Here is a 21,098-nt window from a genome sequence, read left to right as displayed (position 1 = left end):
CGGAATGTTGAGGTCCGCCCGATGATCGCCAATCGTCCTCCCGTGCTCGCTCATGAACGCTTCGTCGCCGACCGCGACAATTTCGCCGGCCTCGACCTCGCCGCGCGGTTCGAGCGGATCCAGCGGACCAACCTGTGGGGCGCCGCCACTTCGGTGTCGGGCCTCGGCTCGGAGCACGGCGCCACCGCCGCGATCGGCGAGGCGCTTCCTGCACTGCTGCAACGGCTCGGCGCGCGCTCGCTGCTCGATGCGCCCTGCGGCGACGCGGGCTGGATCGCCCGCTTGAAGCTCGATCTCGATTACACCGGCATCGACATCGTGCCGTCGCTGATCGCGGCCAACCGTCAGCGTGTCGCGGACGGCGGAGCTTCCGGCCGGTTTCTCATCGCCGACGTCACGCGCGATGCGCTGCCGCGCGCGGATGTCATTCTCTGCCGGGACTGCCTGGTTCATCTGAGCTTCGACAATATCGCCCGCGCCGTCGCCCGCTTTCGGATCAGTGGCGCGCGCTTCCTGCTGGTCACGACGTTTCCCGAATGGCCCGACAACGGCGATTGCGAGGACGGCGACTGGCGCGCGCTCAACATGGAGAAGGCGCCGTTCAACTGGCCACCGCCGCACGCGTTGATCAACGAGCGTTGCGAGGAAGGCGGCGCCGGCTGGCACGACAAGAGTCTTGGGCTGTGGCGGCTGGATGAATTGCCCGATCGCGCCCGCATCGCCACGGCTATGTGGCAGACGCAGGCGGAAAGTCCGTTGCTTCGATAATAGCGGGCGCTGTATACTTATGGTTGTGGAAAGCCATCGCGCATTGCGATGACGATGGGAGCACGCCATGAGGCCGAGTGTTGTCGTAGCCGCCATGTTGATGTGCTGCTTCGCGCCGGCACTCGCGCAGCAGGACGGTGCTGCGCTCTACGCAACGCACTGTGCGCAATGTCACGATGCCGGCAGTGCCCAGAGCCGGGTGCCGGGCCGCAGCGCCATGCAGGCGATGTCGTTCGATCACGTGCTGGGAACGCTGACCTCCGGCAGCATGGTGGCGATGGCGAAGGAGCGCAGCGACGACGAACGCCGCGCGATCGCTGCCTTCGTCACCGGCAAGGCCGCAATCGGCGTCGCCGCCGACGTGAAGGGCCGCTGCACGCAGCAGGCCGGCGGCTTTCCGCAGCCGCTCGATGGCCCGCGCTGGAACGGATGGGGCGTCGATGTGGCCAACAGCCGTTTCCAGACGGCCGACATGGCAGGGCTGACCGCGGAGCAGGTGCCGCGCCTGCGGCTGAAATGGGCTTATGCCTTTCCCGGCGCCTCAGTGTCCTTTGCGCCGCCGACGATCGTGGGCGGCCTGTTGTTCATCGGCGGCACCGACCGCAAGGTGCACGCGCTCGACGCGCGGAGCGGCTGCACGCTATGGACGCTCGCGATCGACGCCGCGGTGCGCGCCGCGATCAGCTTCGCGCCGCTTCCCGGCTCCGATCAGTTCGCAATCTTCTTCGGCGATCTGCGCGCCAACGCCTACGCCGTGAACGCGCTGACCGGCGCACTGATCTGGAAGACCAAGGTCGAGGAGCACGCGGCCGCGCGCATCACCGGCGCGCCGACGCTGCATTCTGGCATCATCTACGTGCCGGTATCCTCGCTCGAGGAGGCCGCCGGCTCGCAACCCTCTTATGAGTGCTGCACCTTCCGCGGCAGCGTGGTGGCGCTGGAGGCTGCGACCGGTAAACCGGTCTGGCAGACCTATACGATCCCCGAACTGCCGCATCCAACCGGCAAGAACGCCAGGGGTACGCAGCTCCATGGTCCCTCCGGAGCCGCCGTCTGGTCGGCGCCGACGATCGATGTGAAGCGCAGTGCGATCTATGTCGCGACCAGCAATTCCTATTCCAACCCGCCGTCCACGACGAGCGACGCGATCCTCGCTCTCGATCTTGCGACGGGAAAGCTGCTCTGGAGCCAGCAGGCCACGCCGAAGGACGCCTATGTCGTCGCGTGCTACAGCGCGGACAAGACCAATTGCCCTGATGACCACGGACCCGACCACGATTTCGGCCAGTCACCGATCCTGGTGACCTTGCGCGACGGCCGACGCATTCTTGCCATCGCGCAGAAATCCGGCGTCGTGCACGCGCTCGATCCCGACGACGGCGGCAAGATCCTATGGCAGACGCGGGTCGGGAAGGGTGGTGCGCTTGGCGGCAGCGAGTGGGGCTCGGCCGCCGATCAGGATCGCATCTATGTCGCGAACTCCGACGTGCGCTTCAAACGCGACGGCACGCGTCAGCTCGATTCCACTCAAGGCGGCGGCCTGTTCGGCCTCGATCTCGCCAGCGGAAAGATCGCGATGGAGGTGCCTCCGGTCGCCTGTGGCGATCGCCTGCAATGCAGCCCCGCGCTTTCGGCGGCGGTCAGCCTGATTCCGGGAATCGTGTTCTCCGGCAGCGTCAGCGGCTTCCTGCGCGCCTACGCCACGGCCGACGGCAAGCTGTTGTGGGAGTTCGACACTGCGCAGGACTACAAGGCCGTCAACGGCGTGGCGGCCCATGGTGGGGCGATCGACGGTCCTGGGCCGGTCATTGCCGGCGGCATGCTCTACACCAATTCCGGCTACGGCCAGTGGAGCGGCGTCGCCGGCAACGTGCTGCTGGCCTTCGAGGTGGGAACGGAGTGAAGGCCATCACGCGTTCGCTCTCGTGTCCCGAACGCCACGCTTCCCCATCGAAACGAGAGAGGAGCGAATCCCGATGATCAATGCCCAATGCAACTGCGGCGCTCGAGCGCTCTCGTTGCCGGGACCATCCCGCCTCGTCGTTGCCTGTCATTGCATTGACTGTCAGCGACGAACCGGCGCGCCGTTCGGCGTCGGTGCCTTCTATCCCGCGGACGTCGTCACGGTCAGGGGAATGCCGAAGGAATACACTCGTGCCGCTGCGAGCGCCGGCACGGTCCATAACTGTTTCTGTCCCGACTGCGGCTCGACGGTGTATTGGACGGCGGACAATTTGCCTGCGATGATCGGTGTTGCCATCGGCGCGATAGCGGCCGCAGACAACCCAGCTCCCGTCAAAATCGGTTTTCGAGCACTCGAAGCATGCCTGGGTAGAGATCCCCGGCGCAGAGCACTTTCAGCAAAGCAGCGCGCCGAAGAATTCGAGTTGAAGCCGCGGGTCAAAAGCTGGTGCCGGCTGAGGGGATTGAACCCCCGACCTTCGGTTTACAAAACCGCTGCTCTACCGCTGAGCTAAGCCGGCGACGCCTGGAAGCGGGCAGGGCCGGCACGCGCCGAAGCCGTCAGTCCGCTCGCGCATCGCAATACCAGACTTGATCGGAAAGTGCCAGAACCCGCGATCACGGTCGCCGACATGAATCAGGCGGCCCCGAAGGGCCGCCTGACGTGTTGCGTTCGAGCTAACCCGCCTTACTGGCAGATGTGCCGGCGGCCGTCTGCACCCTTGAAATAGGTGCCTGGCTCGCAGACGAAGCCGTTACGCTGGGCGTAGGTGCGCGTGTCCCAGCTGCGATTGTCCCAGCCGCGGTTGTCCCAGGAATTATCGTAGGCATAGGAATTGTCCCAGGCGCGGAACGGCGCGGTAGCGATCGCGCCTGCCGTTCCGATGGCGGCACCGGCTACACCCGTTGCGACATCGGTCGGCCAGAAGCCGGTGCGGCTCCTGTTCCAGTCGTTATTCCAATCGCCATTGGTCTGGCGGTAGGAGACGCGGCGCTGGCGATAGCCGCTGTCGGTGTACGGGTTTCCCGCACCGAGATTCTGGCAGTTGGCGTTGGGGAATTGTGCCGAGCAGCGCGCCGGATTGTTCACCACGGCCTGCGCCATGGCGGGGCCTGCGAGAGTGGTCGCTGCGATCGCGGCCGCACCGAGGAGCTTCAGCTTTGTCATGGTTGTCTCCCTTCTGTTTGACGGGGAGCTAAACACTGGAGGCGCTCGCCGTTCCGGTGAAACAAGGGGATTTTCGCGACTCGAAGGTCAAACGGATGTGAGCGCGTGGAACGAGTTCCGGGCGCGAGCCGCGCACGTTAACGCTTCGCTAGCGCCTCATGCAGCATTTGAACGACGCGCAATCCTTACACATTAGGCTTACCGGAAGTTGGTGAGCGGGCCTTAACCCTCTCTGCGTCGCAATCGGATAGGTTGCCCCCGCATAATCGGGGTCCCTCTCATGCGCGCATTGGCGCTCGCCGCCTTTCTGATCGGATTGCCCGCGACGGCGTTTGCCGGCGGCGGCTTCGATATCGTCGTTCCCGGCCGCCCGGGCGTGCCGATCATCATCAACAATATCGATGCGTCCTACAGCGTGGTCGAGGGTGTCTGGGGCCTGGGGAAGAACGTCCAGGTACAGCCGACGATCTATGGCGGCCGTTACATCGCCGAGCGTCAGCCCGACGACGTCGGCCATTATTACCCCACGATGGGCCTGCGGCCCGGCTACGGCCGGCTCGAAGTGGAGCCGCCCGCGAACCGCAAATTGCCGAAGCCCGCCGAGAGCTACTACCAGAGCTGGGGCGCGCAATCGGCGCCGCTGCCGCCGCAGATGGACGTGCCCGTCAATCCGCCGCCGGTGATTCTCGCGCCTGAGATCTACGACCATCCGCGGCGGCCTCGGCCGCGGCCGCGTGCAGAAATGCCCGGCGGGCCGCCGGGATAAGAAACGTCAACGATCCAAGCTAAAAATCCAAGACAAGATCCAAAAATACGAAAATCAACAGGAGAGAGTAATGCGTCAGATGATTTCGGGACTGGTCGCGGCGGCTGCCGTGATGTTCGTGGGGGCTGCGCCCGCCGCGGCTTGCGGTTTCAACCCGTGCCAGCCGGTTGCGCCGGTCTATTCCGGCTGCAACACCGGGTGCGGCGGTTATGGCTACGGCGCCTATGAGCGTCTCGCCGAGCCGACCACGCAGTATTACTACGTCAACCAGGGCCCGACCTATACCGGTCCGGGCGCCTTCGCGCCGTATCCGACCTACCGTGAGGACGCGGTCGTTGCGCCCGCCAATTACGGCTACGGTCATGGCTATCGCGCCGCTGCGGTCGAAGCACCGGCGGCCTATCCCTATCGCCACCCGTATTACCGTCCGTATCGCTACGGCTATGGCCCGCGCGCCGGCTATCTGCCGCGCACGCATTACGGTTACGGTCCGCGCTATGGCTACGCCCAACGCCGCGCGCCGGCGCCGTACTATTACGGCGGCCACCGCGTGCTGCGCCGCTATTACTGATCTCTGATCGGCTGAGCCGACGAGACGCCCGTCCGCGCCATGCGGGCGGGCGTTTTGTTTGTTATCGCTTCATCAGCCCGAGCCGGCTCGCGCCGACATAGAGCGAGAGCACCGCGGCGTTGGACACGTTGAGGCTCTTGATCTCGCCGGGCATGTCGAGCCGCGCCACGACGCTGCAGGTCTCGCGCGTCAATTGCCGCAGGCCCTTGCCTTCGGCGCCCAGCACCAGCGCGAGCGGCTCGCGCAGCGTGACATCCGAGAGGTCCTCGGTGCCTTCGCTGTCAAGCCCAACGGTCTGGAAGCCGCGCTCGTTCAGCTCGGTGAGCGCTCGGGCGAGGTTCTGCACAGTGACCATCGGCACCAGTTCGAGCGCGCCCGAGGCGGCCTTGGCCAACACGCCGGTCGCTTCCGGACTGTGGCGCGCCGTGGTGACGATCGCCTTCACCGCGAACGCTGCTGCGGATCGCAGGATGGCGCCGACATTGTGCGGGTCGGTGATCTGGTCGAGCACCAGCACGATCCCGTCTTGCTCCAGGTCCTCGATATCAGGCGAGGGCAGGGGATCGGCCTCGGCGAGCAGGCCCTGGTGCACGGCGTCGGGCGACAGCAGGCGGTCGATCTCCGGGGGCCGAACGATCTCGGGGGTGACGCGGGTCTCAATGTTCTCGTCCGCCAGACGCCTTGCGGCGTTCTCGGTCAGCGTCAGCTTGCGGATCTGCCGCTGGGGGTTGGCGAGCGCCATGGTGACCGTGTGCCAGCCATAGAGGATGACGGGCCCGTCAGGGCCCGAATCGCGTTCGCGCCAGGCCGGCCGGCCTGTCGATTTTCCGGGCTTGTTGAAGGGCTTAGCCCCGCTGCGGGACCCCCTCGGGGTGAATTTTCGATCCTTCATGGGCTCGCTTGTGTCACGGGTCCCGGAATATGGCAATTTGGGTGCGACCGGGGGCGATTTTAGCTGTTCGCCTCGGTTGACTTTACCCCACCGCTTCGCCGATAACCGCGCCCGGTCGCGCCCCCATCCGGGCTGTCGCGGCCTTCACGTTCCATGGCCGTCTTCGGTCCGCCGGCAAGGTCCGGCCCGATTGTGCTGCCGTCGAGCGGGGGAGTGTCCCGAGTGGCAAAGGGAGCTGACTGTAAATCAGCCGCCTCATGGCTTCGCAGGTTCGAGTCCTGCCTCCCCCACCATCCTGCTTCGCGCTGACGCGCTTCGCAGGATTTGCAGCCTTTCACTGCGCGAAGCAGGATGCCCTCCGAAGCCTTGGCGAAGGAGGGCGGCGTCCATGCACTATGTCTATCTTCTGGAAAGCGAAGCTTTCGGAGGTCAGCGCTATATTGGCCTGACGACGGATCTCAGGCAGCGACTGGCGGATCACAATGCCGGTAAGTCTCCACACACCTCAAAGTACACTCCTTGGCGCCTGGTTACGTATGTGGCCTTTTCCGACATCGAGAAAGCGCGATCTTTCGAACGTTATTTGAAGTCCGGCTCGGGACACGCCTTCGCGAAAAAGAGACTCTGGTGAGCCGACGGACTGCCGCTCACCCCATCATCTCCCGCACCATCGGCACCACCTTCCGCCCGTAAAGCTCGATGCTCTGCATCAGCTTCTCATGCGGCAGCGGCCCCGCCGAATACTTCAACTGGAAGCGCGCAACGCCAAGCGCCTTTGCGGTTGCAGCGATTTTTCGCGCGACGGTTTCCGGCGAGCCGACATAGAGCGAGCCGTGCTCGGCTTCCCTGACGAACTCGTCGCGGCCCATCGGCGGCCAGCCGCGCTCCTTGCCGATGCGGTCACGCATCGCCTTGTAGTCGGGCCACAGCTCTTCGCGCGCCTGCGCATCCGTTTCGGCGACGTAACCGGGCGAGTGCACGCCGATCGGCTGTGCCGGGCGGCCGAATTCCTTGAACGCGCGGTGATAAAGATCGACGAACGGTGCAAAGCGCGCGGGATCGCCGCCGATGATCGCGAGCATCAGGGGCAAGTCGTAATGCGCGGCCCGCACCACCGATTGCGGGCTGCCGCCGACGCCGATCCAGGTTTTGAGCTGGCCGTTCTCGACCGGCGGATAGACCAGCTGGTCCTTCAGCGGCGGGCGCAGCTTGCCTTCCCAGGTCACCGGCTTCTGCGACAACAGCGCTGCAAACAGGTCGAGCTTCTCCTCGAACAGCGCTTCGTAGGCGCGCAGATCAAAGCCGAACAGCGGAAAGGACTCCGTGAACGAGCCACGGCCGAGGATGACCTCGGCGCGCCCGTTGGACAGTGCATCCAGCGTCGCAAAGCGCTGGAACACGCGGATGGGATCGTCCGAGGAGAGCACCGTCACGGCCGAGCCGAGATGGATGCGCCTGGTGCGCGAGGCGATCGCCGCCAGCACGGTCTCGGGCGAGGAGATCGCAAAATCAGTTCGGTGATGCTCGCCGAGCCCGATGAAATCGAGGCCGAGCTCGTCGGCCAGCACCGCCTCGTCGACGACGTTGCGGATCACCTGCGCATGCGCAAGCATGGCGCCGGAAGCGTCCTTGGTGACGTCGCCAAAGGTATCCAGTCCGAATTCAAGCGGTGCGGTCATCGATCAGGTCTCTGTGGGAGGATCGACCGGATTTAATGGACCGCAGCCTCGCGACAAGATGGCTTTCGGAAATGCTCGGTTTCCATTTTACCGCCACATCCCCCGCATCTTCGCCCCGATGTCGATCTTCGGCCCCTGCGCTGCATTGCGCGCTGCGCCGGCCGCGGCCTTCGGCCAGGCGGTACGCTCGAACAGATAGACCAGAGATTCCGGGATGAAGCGGGTGCGCGAGGCGTAGACATGGCGATCGCCCCTGGCGGCCTGGCCGTGGATGAAGAAGCGCTGCGGCACGACGAGGTGGAGATCGTCCTTGGCGCGGGTCATCGCGACATACAGCAGTCGCCGCTCCTCCTCGAGCTCGGCACTGGTGCCGGCACCGAGATCGGAGGGCATGCAGCCATCGACGACATTGAGCACGAACACCGACTTCCACTCCTGGCCCTTGGCCGAATGGATGGTGGAGAGAATCAGATAGTCCTCGTCGCGCAGGGGCAGTCCGGATTTGTCGCTGGTCGCATCCGGCGGATCGAGCGTGAGCTCGGTGAGAAACTTCTCGCGCGAGGCATAGCCGCTCGCGATCTGCTCGAGCTGCATCAAATCGGCGCGACGCGTCTCGGAATCCTCATGGATGCGGTCGAGATGCGGCTCGTACCAGAGCCGCACGCGCTCGAGATCGGCCGGCCATTCCGAATAGCGCAGATTCTGGGTCGTGCGGACGAAGTCGGTCCAGTCGGCGCCGGTGCGCGCCGGCACCGGAAGCTGGCCGAGCGCGGCGAGCGGATCGGCGCTCTCCGCCATCTGGTCGAGCACGCGCTGCGCGGTCGCAGGTCCAATGCCCGGGAGCAGATGCAGGATGCGGAAGCCGGCGACGCGGTCGCGCGGATTTTCGGCAAAGCGCAGCAGCGCCAGCACGTCCTTGACATGCGCGGCGTCGAGGAATTTCAGTCCGCCGAATTTTACGAACGGAATGTTGCGGCGGGTGAGTTCGATTTCGAGCGGGCCCGAATGCGACGAGGTGCGGAACAGCACCGCCTGATGCTTCAGCAGTGCGCCTTGCTCGCGGTTGGCCAGCACCTCCTCGACGATGTAGCGCGCCTGGTCTGCCTCGCCGTGCACCGTGACGAGCTGCGGCTTGTGCGAGGAGATGCGGTCGGTCCAGAGGTTTTTTGTGAAGCGCTCGCGGGCAAGACCGATGACGCCGTTGGCCGCCGCCAGCACGGGCTGCGTCGAGCGGTAGTTGCGGTCGAGCGTGATCATCTCGGCCCGCGGCGAGAAGCTTTGCGGGAAGTCCAGGATGTTGCGCACGGTGGCGGCACGGAACGAGTAGATCGACTGTGCGTCGTCGCCGACGACGGTGAGGCCGCGTCCGTCCGGTTTCAGTGCCAGCAGGATCGAGGATTGCAGGCGGTTGGTGTCCTGATATTCATCGACCAGCACGTGGTCGAAGCGGCCGCCGATTTCTTCCGCGATCAGCACATCGCCCATCATCTGCGACCAGTACAGCAGCAGGTCGTCGTAATCGAGCACGTGCTGGGCCTGCTTGGCTTCGACATAAGCGGCGAACAGGCCCTTCAGTTCGGCGGCCCAGCCCGCGCACCAGGGATAGTGCGCCCCCAACACCTTTTCGATCTCCATCTCGGCGTTGACGCAGCGCGAGTAGATCGACAGGCAGGTGCCCTTGGCCGGAAAGCGGCTTTCCGTTTTCGACAACCCGCGCTCGTGCCGGACCAGATTCATCAGGTCGGCGGAATCTTCGCGGTCGTGGATGGTGAAGGCGGGATCGACGCCGATCCGCTCGGCATATTCGCGCAAGAGCCGCGCGCCGATGCCGTGGAAGGTGCCGGCCCAGGTCAGGGCATCGCGCATGATCGCGGCGTTGTTCTCGCCCAGCACTTTTCGGGCGATGCGCTCGACCCGGCCGGCCATCTCGGCGGCGGCACGGCGCGAAAACGTCATCAGCAGGATGCGGCGCGGATCGGCGCCGGCGACGATCAGATGCGCGACGCGGTGGGCCAGCGTGTTGGTTTTACCGGAGCCCGCGCCGGCGATGACGAGCAGGGGGGCGCCCACGGTCGCGCCATCGGCCACGCCATGCTCCACGGCGCGGCGCTGCTCCGCATTGAGCGTGTCCAGATATGTCGCCACGAATCGCCCCGGTGAAAGGACGAGAGTCGGCTATCCCGTTGCGAATCGCAATGCGGCTGGACGGAACCGGTGTTAAGACCTAGGGACAAGACGACCGCAGGTTCCAGCCCGCAAAGTGACCCGGCATGACCGAGCTCAAACCCGACCAGTTCGAGATGCGGCGTCTGGAATCGCTCAGCAACACCATCTTCGGTGTCGCGATGACGCTGTTGGCCTACGATCTGCCCAAGGCCGCAGTGTTCACCCGCGCGCCCGACTGGAGCGATCTCGCCCATGTCTATTCCGGCAAGCTCGCCGGCCTCGCGCTCAGCTTCATCATCGCCGGCGTGTTCTGGATCAGCCATCACCGCCGGCTGGCGCGCCAGCCGGTGGGGAGCCGCGGCGCGGTGATTCTCAACCTGTTCTTCCTGCTGTCGATCGTGCTGCTGCCGGTGACCAACGGCCTCTACACCAACTACCCCATGAGCAGCGCGGTCGCCGTGCTCTACGGCCTGCACCTGACCGCGATCGCCGGCCTCAATGCCTGGCTGTGGTGGAGGATCCTTGGCGGCTGGCGCCACGAGATCATGGCGTCGATGTTTCCGCTGCTCGTGTTCATCCCGGGCACGATTGTGGCGGCCTTCGCACCGCATGTCGCGCCCTTCGTCTGGTTCATCGCCTTCGGCGGGCTCCTGATCCAGCGCTTCTATGTCGCGCCGGCCGGGAGGGATGCATAAGGCTTCAGCTCACGCTTTTGTCGCGCCAAACCCGTCGGCCGGCACGTAAAGCTTGACCGGGCGGATTTCGTAGACCGCCGACGGGTTGACCTGGCGCAGCGTCCGCGCCGCCGCGATCGCCTCTTCCTCTGTGTCGTATTCGACGAGGTGGAAGCCGAGAAGCTGCTCCTTGGTTTCGGCAAACGGTCCGTCCAGCACCATGCCCGCGCCGGGGCCGCGCAGGGTGCGGGCCTTTCGGGTCTCATCGAGGCGGGCGGCCGGCCCGAAATGCCCGCTTGCCCGCAAGGGCGCCTGAACCTCGATGACCTTGGCCACCACGGCGGCGTCCTTCTCCGGCGTCCAGGACAAGACCTCGTCTTCCACATGATAGGCCAGGATGGCGTAGAGCATCGTCACCTCGTTGATTTTGGCGCTCGTTGATTTTTTGTCGCGCACGTCCAAAGGACGTATCACGGCGGCCGCAACCGACAATCCCCCTCCGGAAAATATTGCGTCGCGCAGGCCTCGACGAAACCATCCTGAAACCCGATTGCAGCCCGGCCGGGTGAACGCCGCCGGAAGCGGTCGCGACTGATGACCACTGAGAACAAGGTCATGCTGGAGGCGGCAATGTCGGGTCAGACCACCAAGATCATCTGCGACGCGCGGCGGGCGGCACAATCGGAGCCTGCCGATCTGCACGATCAGAGCGGCCACCACCGCTATTACGGCAGCTCAGCCGAGAACGGCGGCGAGCGCATCGTTGAAAGCCGCCGCGGCAAACGCCCGCGCGCGCAGAACATCTGCGGCTTTTGAGATTTCGCGCGACGAACATGTTTTCGACAATGAGCGCCTTGCAAATGTCGATCGCCGCACTGCCGTTCCTGCTCTCGCTCGTAAGCCGGACGAGCAAGGCGATCGCGCCGTGCCTGATTGCGAGCCTCTTCACCGTGCTTCTCGGCGGCGAGCCGCCACGGGCGGCCGTGGCCTGGTGCATCGGCCTGCTGATCGCGGCTGTTGCGGTGCGCGAACGGCTCCGCGCGACCTGAGACAGTCCTCCCCATCAAGGCGAATCCCAAAAGAAAAGGCGCGGCGGGGAAAACCCCGTCGCGCCCGATTTCTTGCTCGCTGGTCCAGGGCTGAGAGCGCCCCGATGCCAAGCCCTACTCAAAGCTCAGCGGGCGATCCCAGCGAGGTGACAGCGCTTGGTAAGAGACACTGGATCACCTCCTTTCGTTGGTTGCGGAAGATTCCAATATAGGCCGGGAGGCCGCGCCTGTTAAGGGGAGGCGTCGAGCGGCGGAACCGGGCTGTGCGCAAGAGGTCTGGAGGCCCCCGAATGCCTCAAGATGCCGCCCTTGGGGCAGTTGAGACCGCCGCCCGGCCGTGTTAGGGAGCCCCAGACGCGGGTGTAGCTCAATGGTAGAGCAGCAGCCTTCCAAGCTGAATACGAGGGTTCGATTCCCTTCACCCGCTCCAACGATTTCGCGCGATCGCGCTCGCCAAACCGCGTTTTTTATACCTCAAAGAGTAATCCCGCAAAACCGATCGGTGTCGGCTTCGGCCAACTGCCAGCAGGCGACCGGCAGATCCGCAGCGCTCATCAGAGCACAACATCTCGGTTGACGTTCTTGTACAACAGATAGATCGACTGGCTCGCACCCGTGGGATAGAACTGTTGCGGACAGAACGATCCCATCCAGATGAAGTCATCGACCCAGATTTCGTGCCAGCTATCGCCGAGATAATACAGACCTTGCCCCTCCAGCATGAGCAATCCGTGCTCCATGATGTGGGTCTCGACGGCCGGAAAACAGACGCCGGGCTGGAAGAACATCAGGTTCATCTCGAAGTCGAACCGGAGGTCGCCCATTGGCAGCAGGTGCTTGAAGCCGCGCCCCTGCAGTCCGGTATGGTTCGTCATCGGCATCGCTTGCTGTTGACCGACGATGGCCGTCGGCGCCGCTACGCCCTCAGCCGTCTCATAACGTTTTTTGACCGCGATGACGCGGGCGGGCGCAGCGGGATGGCAGGACATCGTGAACGACGTGCCCGGCGGAACATAGGCAAAGCCACCTTCCGTCAGCGAGGTCGGAGCTTCGGTGCCAATGCCGATGCTGACGGCTCCCGTCACGACGTAAAAGAAATGCTGAAGATCCACGCAGATCGGGTTGGTGGTGCCGCCCGTGGGCTCGATTTCCAGCATGAACTGGGCAAACTCGGCTCCGAGCGACGGCGCCGCCAAAAAACGTACGGTGGTTGACGACCACGCCGGCAGCCGGCTCTTCAACACGCCTTCAGGCGGCATGAACGCGAAATTGCGGCCGACGACTGCGCGGCTGTGGCCGATCGCGCCAGGACGAACGACGCCGGCTTGGGCGGGCAGGTCGGTGGGGTGCATTTGGGATTCCATGGTCAGTTCGCAACGTTGGTAGCCGCGAAGCGTTAGCTGAACCGGAAGGGTTGCGACACAGGCCAGTTGTGGCTCTGTTCATGCCGGCTTCTTGAAATTTGATAAATGAGAGCGAGTGGCATCGCAACGGCGGTCGGCCGATGCCTGCCATACCGGGTTGACCCCGGCGGCCGTTCTGTCAAAGAAGGCGGGGTTCGGTCGGAATTCCAGCCGCCGTTCCTTTGGCAGTGTTGGGAGCAAATGCGGACATGGCTGAGCGGATCGCTCTGATCACCGGCATCACGGGCCAGGACGGCGCCTATCTCGCCGAATATCTGCTGTCGCTCGGCTATGTCGTGCACGGCATCAAGCGACGCTCGTCCTCGTTCAACACCGCGCGGGTCGATCATCTCTACCAGGACCCGCATGTCGGCAACGTGCCGTTCCTGATGCACTACGGCGACATGACGGACTCGACCAATCTGATCCGCCTGGTGCAGCAGATCCGGCCGACCGAGATCTACAATCTCGCCGCCCAAAGCCATGTCGCCGTCAGCTTCGAGAGCCCGGAATACACCGCCAACGCCGACGGCATCGGCGTGCTGCGGCTGCTCGAGGCGATCCGCATCCTCGGCATGGAGAAGCAGACGCGGTTCTACCAGGCCTCGACCTCGGAGCTCTACGGTCTTGTCCAGGAGATCCCGCAGAAGGAGACGACGCCGTTCTATCCGCGCTCGCCCTACGGTGTCGCCAAGCTCTACGGCTACTGGATCACGGTGAACTACCGCGAGGCCTACGGCATGTTCGCGTCGAACGGCATCCTGTTCAACCACGAGAGTCCGATCCGCGGCGAGACGTTTGTGACCCGCAAGATCACCCGCGGCGTGGCGCGGATCGAGGTGGGACTCGAGGACACTCTTTATCTCGGTAATCTCTCGGCCAAGCGCGACTGGGGCCACGCGAGGGACTATGTCGAGGGCATGCACAAGATCCTGCAAGCCGACAAGCCCGACGATTTCGTGCTCGCCACCGGCGAGATGCACTCGGTGCGCGAGTTGGTCGAATTGTCGTTCGCGCAGGTCGGCCGCCGCATCGCCTGGCGCGGGGCGGGCGTCGAGGAGGCCGGCATTGATGAGAACAGCGGCAAGACCGTGGTGAAGATCGATCCAACTTATTTCCGGCCGACCGAGGTCGATCTTCTGGTCGGCGATGCCGGCAAGGCGCGAAAAGTGCTCGGCTGGACGCCGAAGCGAACGTTCACCCAGCTGGTCGAGGAGATGATGGCGAGCGATCTGGCGGAAGCAAAACGGGACGCGGCCAGTGGCAAGCGCAGCGTTTGAGCTCAAGGGCAAGAGCGTCTACGTCGCCGGCCATCGCGGCATGGTCGGCAGTGCGCTGGTGCGCCGGCTGGCGCGCGAGGACGTCAGGCTGCTCACCGTGGACCGGCGCGAGGTCGACCTCTGCAACCAGGCCGCCGTGTTCGACTGGTTCGCCAAGGCGCGGCCGCAAGTGATCTTTCTCGCCGCGGCGAAGGTCGGCGGCATCGTCGCCAACGACACGCTGCGCGCCGAGTTCATCTACGACAACATCGCGATCGCCGCCAACGTGATCCAGGCGGCGCATCAGACCGGCGCCGAGAAGCTGATGTTCCTGGGCTCGTCCTGCATCTATCCGAAGCTGGCCGCGCAGCCCCTGCGCGAGGACTCGGTGCTGACAGGCCCGCTGGAGCCGACCAACGAGCCCTATGCGATCGCCAAGATCGCCGGCATCAAGATGGCGGAGGCCTATCGCAGCCAGTACGGATCCGACTTCATCAGCGTGATGCCGACCAATCTCTACGGCCCCGGCGACAATTATCACCCCGAGCTGAGCCACGTCGTCGCCGCGCTGATCCGGCGCTTTCATGAGGCGAAACTTTCGGGCGCGACGAGCGTCGTGGTGTGGGGCACCGGCACGCCGCGGCGAGAGTTCCTCTATGTCGACGACATGGCGGATGCCTGCGTGCATCTGATGAAGAGCTATTCCGGCGCGGAGCTGATCAACGTCGGCACCGGTGAGGACATCACCATCGCCGAGTTCGCGCGCGTCGTCGCCGAAATCGTCGGCTATAGCGGCGAGATCAGCTTCGACACCTCGCGGCCCGATGGAACGCCGCGCAAGCTGCTCGACGTCAGCCGTCTCGAAAGGCTCGGCTGGCGCGCGACGACGTCGCTTCACGAGGGCTTGAAGCGAGCGTATGCGGCGTATCAGGCCGACGCGCAGGTTCCTCCGCACCGCTAGGAACCATCATTTCCAGCGCGAGTTTGCCGGTCGGGCAGGGTGAAAGTCACACGAGGCCGACCGTGCAAGAAGACGTGCACGCACGTTCCAGCGCGCAAATCGCGGATCATCCAATTCATCCGATGCTGGTGCCGATACCGATCGCGTGCTTCATCGGAGCATTGCTGACCGACATCACCTATGTCGTCAGCACCGAAATCATGTGGGCGAATTTCTCCGCCTGGCTTCTGCTGGTCGGCGTCATCTTCGGCGTGCTCGCGGCGATCGCCGGCCTGATCGATTTTTTCGGCAACCGCCTGGTGCGGACGCGGCCGCCAGCCTGGCCGCATCTGCTCGGCAACGCCCTGGCGCTGATCCTCGCCACCGTCAATGCGCTGATCCACACGCGCGACGCCTGGACCTCGGTGTGGCCGACCGGGCTCATTCTCTCGGTGATCACCGTCCTGATCCTGCCCGTCACCGGCTGGCTCGGCTGGGCGATGGTATACCGCCACGGCGTGGGAGTTGCGCGATGACGTCCTTGCTTCTCCGCGCGTTGCTGTGCTCTTCGCTGCTCTGTCTTGCCGGTTGTGATGACGGCAGCGGCGATCCCAAGGCGCAGATCGGCGCCAATCCAAAGCTGCCCGACATTCAGCAATATTGGCTGCCGCCGGTGCACATCGCGCGCATCGTCGGCTGGAAGAAGGACGAGACGCCGACCGTGGCACAGGGTCTGCAGGCCAAAGCCTTTGCGACCGGCTTGCAGCATCCGCGCTTCCTCTACGTGCTTCCCAACGGCGACGTGCTGGTGGTGGAATCCAAGGCGCCGCAGGGCGCCCCGATCAAGCGGCCCAAGGAAATCGTGATGGGCTACATCGAGTCCTGGGCAACATCAGGTGGCGATGATACGGGCCCGAGTAACCGCATCACGCTGCTGCGCGACAGCAACGGCGACGGCGTGCCGGATACGCAAAGCGTCTTCCTCGACCATCTCAACTCGCCCTTTGGCGTCGCGCTGGTCGGTAACGATCTCTATGTCGCCAACACCGACGCGATCGTCAGATATCCCTACACGGAAGGTGACGCGAAGATCACCGCGCCGGGCACGGTGCTGACACCGTTGCCGGGCGAGCCGATCAATCATCACTGGACCAAGAGCCTGGTCGCCAGTCCCGACGGTTCAAAACTCTATGCCGGCGTCGGCTCCAACAGCAACATCACCGAGAACGGGATGGAGGCCGAGCACAATCGCGCCGCGATCCTCGAGGTCGATCGCGCCAGCGGCCGCTGGCGGATCTTTGCGAGCGGCCTGCGCAATCCGAACGGCCTCAGCTTCGAACCGCAGACCGGCGCGTTGTGGACGGTGGTGAACGAGCGCGACGAGCTCGGCCCCGATCTCGTGCCCGACTACATGACGTCGGTGAAGGACGGCGGCTTCTATGGCTGGCCCTACAGCTATTACGGCCAGCACGTCGATCCCCGCGTCAAGCCGGAGCGCCCAGATCTCGTCGCCAAGGCGATCGCGCCGGACTACGCCCTGAGCTCGCATGTCGCTCCGCTCGGAATGGCTTTTTACACGGGTACCAGCCTGCCGGCCGCCTACCGCGGCGGCGCCTTCGTCGGCGAGCACGGCAGCTGGAACCGGCAGGTGCTGAACGGCTACAAGGTGGTGTTCGTGCCGTTCACGGACGGCAAGCCGAGCGGCCCGGCGCAAGACGTCGTCACCGGATTTCTCAATGGCGACAACCAGGCGCGCGGCCGCCCCGTCGGCGTCGCCATCGACAAGACCGGCGCGCTGCTGGTCGCCGACGATAGCGGCAACACCGTGTGGCGTGTGAGTGCCGCGCATCCGCAGCTCACGCAGCAATAGACATCGAGGAGTCGAACGATGGGCCTTGCTCAATACACGATCGTGCCGGTGCAGGACCAATGGGGCGTGCTGCACGACGGCAACGTCAACAACAAATACGCCACCAAGGAAGCGGCGTTCGAGTCGGCGGTCGCCGCAGCATCGCTGGCCCTTCGCGAGGGACATGAAGTCCATGTCAGCGTGCCCGGCCGCGAAGCCGGGGAAAATGCGCTCGGCGTATAAAGCGCCGGGCTACGGAACAGCATTGAGCGAAGGAGGCCATGATGACCAAGCCTCGCGAGCCAAACGGTGTCGAGCCGCCTCGGTCCGAAGACGACATCCAGCGCGATCAGCTCGGTCCGCGCGGGGTGCCCGGTGCGCCGGATCCGGCCAAAATGACGCCCCAGCGCGACAAGAAGACGCCGAAGCATATCGATCCCGGCCACACCTCCTGAGTGGGCTGAGCGAAAAGCTCCGCTGCGCTTGGTCCGCCGGTGGATAACGTCGCGGTATGGGCAAGGGAGCAACTTAAGCTGCCCCTGCAATATCCGTCCTTGCAAAGTCGTCACCGACATAGAGTAGTGCGCAGCCGTGCTCCTTGGCGACGTCGTATGCGAAACAATCGCCAAAATTGAGGCCGGCAAGATGAATACCCTTGCCCCAGCGCGCGTAGATTTGCGCCACGCGTTCGGCGGTGGCTTGGGTCACTGGAATCACGTTCAAGCCGAGATCGCCGATCAGGCTCTTGACTTCGTCGTTCACGCCGCGCCGTCCGGCGACGACTAGGCTCTCTGCAACGCTGGCGGCGGAAATCAGAATTTCGTCGGCGGCCTCGAGCGCGGCGATGCAAGCGTCGGCTTGCGGCTCGTCGAGCACGATGGCCATCAGCGCGGTCGTATCGACCGCGATCATTCCGGCAGTCCATCGTCGCCAAAAAGAAAGTCCTGACTGCGCGCCGCGTCCGGACCGGGAAGAGCCTTGGCCGCGCCGTTTTTGCGCGCCGCCTCGAGCACGGCGCGCCGGGTTGCGCGGTCCGGTCGAAGCTTGATCGGAACGAGCCGCACCGCGGGATGTCCGTGCCGCGTCAAGATCACCTCGTCGCCAGCTTCCGCACGGCGGACGAGATCGGTCAGTTGCCCCTTGGCGTCGCTGACGGAGACCCGCATCTCTTTGTCCCTTTTGCGCCCCTTAAAATGGACCATTGAATGGTCCATGTCAATCGTGCAGGGCTCTCCGCTCTGCGGAGGAGGCCTCCAAGCTATTCGGAACTGGCATTCCTCGACTCTGCGAACGGCCGCTAAGACATGTGGGCTGGCGCGCTCTGCGTCTGGCCGGGCGGGCATGGAATGCGGTTTCTGAAATCTGACGGCAGGCTCATCGGGGTCCTGCTGGTGCTTGCGATCACCCAACTCATCGGATGGGGTACGATTGGCCTTCCGGCCGTCGTCGCGCGCGAGCTTGCGGACGGCCTCGGCATGAGCCTGCCGGCGGTGTTCGCGGGCAGTTCGGTCCTTTATGTCACGATGGGACTGTGCGCGCCCTGGCTCGCTAAGGCCTTTGCGCGACACGGCGCGCGCAAGGTGATGATGGTGGGCACGGTCGTATCCGCGCCGGGCTACGTTGTTCTGTTTTTCGCGCGTGAGCCGATGCTGTATTTCGCTGGCTGGGTCATTCTCGGCATAGGCGGCAGGCCCACCTTGTCGACCGGCGCCTACATCATGCTCAACGAGGTCGCGGGGCGGGGCGCCAGGAATGCCATCGGTGCTCTGATGCTGGTGACGGGCCTGTCCAGCAGCATCTTCTGGCCGACCACGTCGTTCCTGAGCGGCTTGCTCGGCTGGCGCGGGACATGCCTCGTATACGCGGCCATGTTGCTCGTCATCAACCTTCCGCTTTATGCGTTTCTCGCACCGCGCCGACAAACTGTCGGGGGTGATGGTGGTGAGCCGGTCAAGGCTGCGGCTCCGCCGGCAATTCCAAGGAGCACCTTCAAACTTGTCGTCTGCGCGATCGCGCTGAATGCTTTCGTCAATTTCGGCATCGGTGCCATCTTGATCGAGCTGCTTCGGGCGGAAGGGCTGGCGCCGGCCCAGGCCATCGCCTTCGGCTCGATGCTCGGCGTGATCCAGGTCAGCGCCCGCGGGCTCGACTTTCTCGGCGGTGGGCGGTGGGACGGGATCACGACCGGGCTTGTCGCCGGTACGGCGCTCCCCGTCGCCATGCTGCTGCTGGCGCGACCTGGGCGGTCGCGGTCTTCATCCTGCTCTATGGCGCGGGCAGCGGAGCGATGGCGGTGGCGCGGGCAACGATTCCGCTCGTGTTCTACGACCAGGCGGAGTTCGTCAGGGCGATGTCGATGATCGCGCTGCCGCTCAATCTCGCGTCCGCGATCTCGCCGCCGCTCCTGGCCGGCCTGCTGACCCAGTTCGGCAGCCGCCGTGCGCTGGGTCTGACCTTTGTCTTCTCCTGCGCGACGGTGCTGATCCTGGTCCTGCTCGGCCGCCGGCGGCCGCAGGTGGCTGCGGCGGCCGCCACCTGAGTCTGACCAGGTAAATATTCGCAGCGCGGAATTCGCCGTCGCGGGCTGCCGCCGCTGCGGGACAGCAGATAGCCTTATGCCCAGCTTGCAGTGCTCAGCACCCGAAAATGGTGTATCCGCAGGGAGCGCGGTCCGGGATCTCGCCGCCCGCGCCAATTCCAGTTCCCGGAGGAAGCTACATGTCGGCCCTGCCGCTTTCAGGCATCAAGATCCTTGACCTCACCCGCGTGCTTGCCGGACCCCTGTCGGCCCAGATGCTGGGCGATCTCGGCGCGGAAGTGATCAAGATCGAGCGGCCGGGCACCGGCGACGACGCGCGCGCGTTCGGCCCGCCCTACCTGACCGATCCCGAGGGCAAGGCGAACAACAACAACTCGTTCTACCTCTGCGCCAACCGCAACAAGAAGTCGGTCACGGTCAACATCGCCAAGCCCGAGGGGCAGGCGATCATCCGCGAGCTCGCCAAGGACGTCGACGTCTTCATGGAGAACTACAAGGTCGGCGATCTCAAGCGCTACGGCCTCGACTACGAGACGATCAAGGCGATCAATCCGGGCATCATCTATTGCTCGGTAACCGGTTTCGGCCAGACCGGGCCTTACGCGCCGCGTGCCGGCTATGATGCCATCCTGCAGGCGATGGGCGGCCTGATGAGCGTCACCGGCCATATCGACGGCGAGCCGGGCGAGGGCCCGATGAAGGTGGGCCCGTCGATCGTCGATTACATGACCGGCATGAACACCTCGATCGGGATTCTCTCGGCGCTCTACCATCGCGACGTCAATGGCGGCACGGGACAGCACATCGACGTCTGCCTGTTCGACACCGTCATCGCATCGTTGTCGCACTGGCTCCAGATCTACCTCGTCAACGGCAAGACACCGCCGCGCCGCGGCACCTGGGGCAATGGCGGCATGCCGGCCGGCGTGTTCCGCTGCACCGACGGCGAGCTGATGCTGGTGGTCGGCAATGACGGCCAGTTCCAGCGCACTTGCGCCGTGCTCGGCGCGCCCGAGCTTGCGAGCGATCCGCGCTTCATCAAGAACAACGACCGCGTCGTGCATGGCAAGGAGATCATGGCGATCTTCGCCGGCCTGTTCTTGAAGCAGCCGGTGGCCTACTGGCTGGACAAGCTGGAGGAGGCCGGCGTGCCGTCGGGTCCGATCAACAATTTCGAGCAGGTGTTTTCCGACCCGCACGTGCAGTCGCGCGGCATGCGGGTGAAGGTCAACCACCCCTTCGAGCCAGATCTCTCGCTGATCCGCAACGCCCTGACCCTCTCGGAGACCCCGATCAGGGATTACCGCGCCCCGCCGCTGCTCGGCGAGCACACCCAGGAGGTGCTCGGTGGCAAGCTCGGCTATGACGCCGGGAAGATCGGGGAGCTCAAGCAGCAGGGCGTGATCTGACGCT

At 64.8% G+C, this 21,098-nt stretch carries 23 protein-coding genes, 3 tRNA genes and 2 pseudogenes; 19 read left to right on the top strand and 9 right to left on the bottom strand.

Annotated features, from left to right (window positions below):
- Window positions 1-21: 21 nt before the first annotated feature.
- The 3 genes and pseudogenes from QSV46_RS22755 (at window position 22) to QSV46_RS22745 (ending at window position 3,159) form a co-directional block, all read left to right on the top strand.
- Window positions 22-768 (top strand): class I SAM-dependent methyltransferase, encoded by a 747-nt coding sequence (locus QSV46_RS22755; protein WP_314956966.1) that lies wholly within the window; start codon window positions 22-24, stop codon window positions 766-768.
- Between the two features lie 67 nt (window positions 769-835).
- Window positions 836-2,671, top strand: coding sequence for a PQQ-binding-like beta-propeller repeat protein (locus QSV46_RS22750; RefSeq protein WP_314956965.1), 1,836 nt, complete (start codon window positions 836-838; stop codon window positions 2,669-2,671).
- A gap of 73 nt (window positions 2,672-2,744) precedes the next feature.
- A pseudogene (locus QSV46_RS22745) lies at window positions 2,745-3,159 on the top strand (GFA family protein).
- A gap of 17 nt (window positions 3,160-3,176) precedes the next feature.
- Here QSV46_RS22745 and QSV46_RS22740 read toward each other — a convergent pair.
- Window positions 3,177-3,251: transfer RNA gene (locus QSV46_RS22740), tRNA-Thr, on the bottom strand.
- A gap of 167 nt (window positions 3,252-3,418) precedes the next feature.
- Complete coding sequence (locus QSV46_RS22735; RefSeq protein WP_314956963.1) at window positions 3,419-3,898, bottom strand: hypothetical protein; 480 nt, start codon at window positions 3,896-3,898, stop codon at window positions 3,419-3,421.
- A gap of 280 nt (window positions 3,899-4,178) precedes the next feature.
- On the opposite strand from QSV46_RS22735, the gene QSV46_RS22730 reads away from it, so the two are divergent.
- Together QSV46_RS22730 and QSV46_RS22725 are read left to right on the top strand one after the other, a co-directional pair.
- Window positions 4,179-4,664, top strand: coding sequence for a hypothetical protein (locus QSV46_RS22730; protein WP_314956961.1), 486 nt, complete (start codon window positions 4,179-4,181; stop codon window positions 4,662-4,664).
- 70 nt (window positions 4,665-4,734) lie between these two features.
- On the top strand, window positions 4,735-5,235 hold the full coding sequence (locus tag QSV46_RS22725) for a hypothetical protein (protein ID WP_314956959.1): 501 nt from the start codon (window positions 4,735-4,737) through the stop codon (window positions 5,233-5,235).
- 61 nt (window positions 5,236-5,296) lie between these two features.
- On the opposite strand, the gene rlmB is transcribed toward QSV46_RS22725, so the two are convergent.
- Window positions 5,297-6,127, bottom strand: a complete 831-nt coding sequence (rlmB, locus tag QSV46_RS22720) for a 23S rRNA (guanosine(2251)-2'-O)-methyltransferase RlmB (protein WP_314956957.1) — start codon at window positions 6,125-6,127, stop codon at window positions 5,297-5,299.
- A 207-nt stretch (window positions 6,128-6,334) separates the two neighbouring features.
- Between rlmB and QSV46_RS22715 the strand changes: the two genes are divergently transcribed.
- Together QSV46_RS22715 and QSV46_RS22710 are read left to right on the top strand one after the other, a co-directional pair.
- A tRNA-Tyr gene (locus QSV46_RS22715) sits at window positions 6,335-6,420 on the top strand.
- A gap of 95 nt (window positions 6,421-6,515) precedes the next feature.
- Window positions 6,516-6,758, top strand: coding sequence for a GIY-YIG nuclease family protein (locus QSV46_RS22710; protein WP_314956956.1), 243 nt, complete (start codon window positions 6,516-6,518; stop codon window positions 6,756-6,758).
- Between the two features lie 16 nt (window positions 6,759-6,774).
- Here QSV46_RS22710 and QSV46_RS22705 read toward each other — a convergent pair whose 3' ends face one another.
- Both QSV46_RS22705 and QSV46_RS22700 read right to left on the bottom strand, forming a co-directional pair.
- On the bottom strand, window positions 6,775-7,806 hold the full coding sequence (locus QSV46_RS22705) for an LLM class flavin-dependent oxidoreductase (protein WP_314956955.1): 1,032 nt from the start codon (window positions 7,804-7,806) through the stop codon (window positions 6,775-6,777).
- An 87-nt stretch (window positions 7,807-7,893) separates the two neighbouring features.
- Window positions 7,894-9,951 carry an ATP-dependent helicase gene (locus QSV46_RS22700; protein WP_314956953.1) on the bottom strand — a complete coding sequence of 686 codons (2,058 nt, stop codon included), beginning with the start codon at window positions 9,949-9,951 and terminating at the stop codon, window positions 7,894-7,896.
- A gap of 125 nt (window positions 9,952-10,076) precedes the next feature.
- On the opposite strand from QSV46_RS22700, the gene QSV46_RS22695 reads away from it, so the two are divergent.
- Window positions 10,077-10,667: a TMEM175 family protein gene (locus QSV46_RS22695; protein ID WP_314956951.1), complete on the top strand. Its 591-nt coding sequence runs from the start codon at window positions 10,077-10,079 to the stop codon at window positions 10,665-10,667.
- A 9-nt stretch (window positions 10,668-10,676) separates the two neighbouring features.
- On the opposite strand, the gene QSV46_RS22690 is transcribed toward QSV46_RS22695, so the two are convergent.
- Entirely contained in the window at window positions 10,677-11,057 is a 381-nt protein-coding gene (locus QSV46_RS22690) for a YciI family protein (RefSeq protein WP_314957005.1), read from the bottom strand.
- A 183-nt stretch (window positions 11,058-11,240) separates the two neighbouring features.
- On the opposite strand from QSV46_RS22690, the gene QSV46_RS22685 reads away from it, so the two are divergent.
- The 3 genes from QSV46_RS22685 to QSV46_RS22675 all read left to right on the top strand — a co-directional run bounded on the left by QSV46_RS22685 (window position 11,241) and on the right by QSV46_RS22675 (window position 12,125).
- Window positions 11,241-11,462, top strand: a complete 222-nt coding sequence (locus QSV46_RS22685) for a hypothetical protein (protein ID WP_314956949.1) — start codon at window positions 11,241-11,243, stop codon at window positions 11,460-11,462.
- Window positions 11,463-11,491: 29 nt separating this feature from the next.
- Window positions 11,492-11,695, top strand: coding sequence for a hypothetical protein (locus tag QSV46_RS22680; RefSeq protein ID WP_314956947.1), 204 nt, complete (start codon window positions 11,492-11,494; stop codon window positions 11,693-11,695).
- 356 nt (window positions 11,696-12,051) lie between these two features.
- Window positions 12,052-12,125: transfer RNA gene (locus QSV46_RS22675), tRNA-Gly, on the top strand.
- Window positions 12,126-12,249: 124 nt separating this feature from the next.
- On the opposite strand, the gene allE is transcribed toward QSV46_RS22675, so the two are convergent.
- Window positions 12,250-13,047 (bottom strand): (S)-ureidoglycine aminohydrolase, encoded by a 798-nt coding sequence (gene allE / locus QSV46_RS22670; protein WP_314956945.1) that lies wholly within the window; start codon window positions 13,045-13,047, stop codon window positions 12,250-12,252.
- Between the two features lie 260 nt (window positions 13,048-13,307).
- Between allE and gmd the strand changes: the two genes are divergently transcribed.
- From gmd to QSV46_RS22640, 6 genes are all read left to right on the top strand, one after another.
- The gene (gene gmd, locus QSV46_RS22665; RefSeq protein WP_314956943.1) at window positions 13,308-14,378 is read left to right on the top strand and encodes a GDP-mannose 4,6-dehydratase; all 1,071 of its coding nucleotides are present in this window, start codon (window positions 13,308-13,310) and stop codon (window positions 14,376-14,378) included.
- On the top strand, window positions 14,359-15,318 hold the full coding sequence (locus QSV46_RS22660) for a GDP-L-fucose synthase (protein WP_314956941.1): 960 nt from the start codon (window positions 14,359-14,361) through the stop codon (window positions 15,316-15,318). Before gmd ends, QSV46_RS22660 begins: the two co-directional genes overlap by 20 nt.
- 122 nt (window positions 15,319-15,440) lie before the next feature.
- The gene (locus tag QSV46_RS22655; RefSeq protein ID WP_409997197.1) at window positions 15,441-15,833 is read left to right on the top strand and encodes a DUF2231 domain-containing protein; all 393 of its coding nucleotides are present in this window, start codon (window positions 15,441-15,443) and stop codon (window positions 15,831-15,833) included.
- Entirely contained in the window at window positions 15,830-17,167 is a 1,338-nt protein-coding gene (locus QSV46_RS22650; RefSeq protein WP_314956937.1) for a sorbosone dehydrogenase family protein, read from the top strand. The genes QSV46_RS22655 and QSV46_RS22650 overlap by 4 nt, the downstream gene beginning before the upstream one ends.
- 18 nt (window positions 17,168-17,185) lie before the next feature.
- Complete coding sequence (locus QSV46_RS22645; RefSeq protein ID WP_314956935.1) at window positions 17,186-17,389, top strand: hypothetical protein; 204 nt, start codon at window positions 17,186-17,188, stop codon at window positions 17,387-17,389.
- Between the two features lie 41 nt (window positions 17,390-17,430).
- Complete coding sequence (locus QSV46_RS22640) at window positions 17,431-17,601, top strand: hypothetical protein (RefSeq protein ID WP_314956933.1); 171 nt, start codon at window positions 17,431-17,433, stop codon at window positions 17,599-17,601.
- Window positions 17,602-17,674: 73 nt separating this feature from the next.
- Here the strand turns inward: QSV46_RS22640 and QSV46_RS22635 are convergent, their stop codons facing one another.
- A complete protein-coding gene (locus tag QSV46_RS22635; RefSeq protein WP_314956931.1) occupies window positions 17,675-18,058 on the bottom strand; it encodes a type II toxin-antitoxin system VapC family toxin in 384 nt (127 codons plus the stop codon).
- Window positions 18,055-18,312, bottom strand: coding sequence for a type II toxin-antitoxin system prevent-host-death family antitoxin (locus QSV46_RS22630; protein WP_314956929.1), 258 nt, complete (start codon window positions 18,310-18,312; stop codon window positions 18,055-18,057). Before QSV46_RS22630 ends, QSV46_RS22635 begins: the two co-directional genes overlap by 4 nt.
- A gap of 180 nt (window positions 18,313-18,492) precedes the next feature.
- Here QSV46_RS22630 and QSV46_RS22625 point away from each other — a divergent pair.
- A pseudogene (locus QSV46_RS22625) lies at window positions 18,493-19,685 on the top strand (MFS transporter).
- A 179-nt stretch (window positions 19,686-19,864) separates the two neighbouring features.
- Window positions 19,865-21,094 (top strand): CaiB/BaiF CoA-transferase family protein, encoded by a 1,230-nt coding sequence (locus QSV46_RS22620; RefSeq protein WP_314956926.1) that lies wholly within the window; start codon window positions 19,865-19,867, stop codon window positions 21,092-21,094.
- Window positions 21,095-21,098 lie beyond the last annotated feature (4 nt).

The sequence above is a fragment of the Bradyrhizobium cosmicum genome (genome assembly GCF_032290525.1).
Taxonomy (GTDB): Bacteria; Pseudomonadota; Alphaproteobacteria; order Rhizobiales; family Xanthobacteraceae; genus Bradyrhizobium; species Bradyrhizobium cosmicum_A.
The sequence above is the reverse complement of the archived record's forward strand: the minus strand, read 5'-3'. Positions and strand labels throughout refer to the sequence as shown.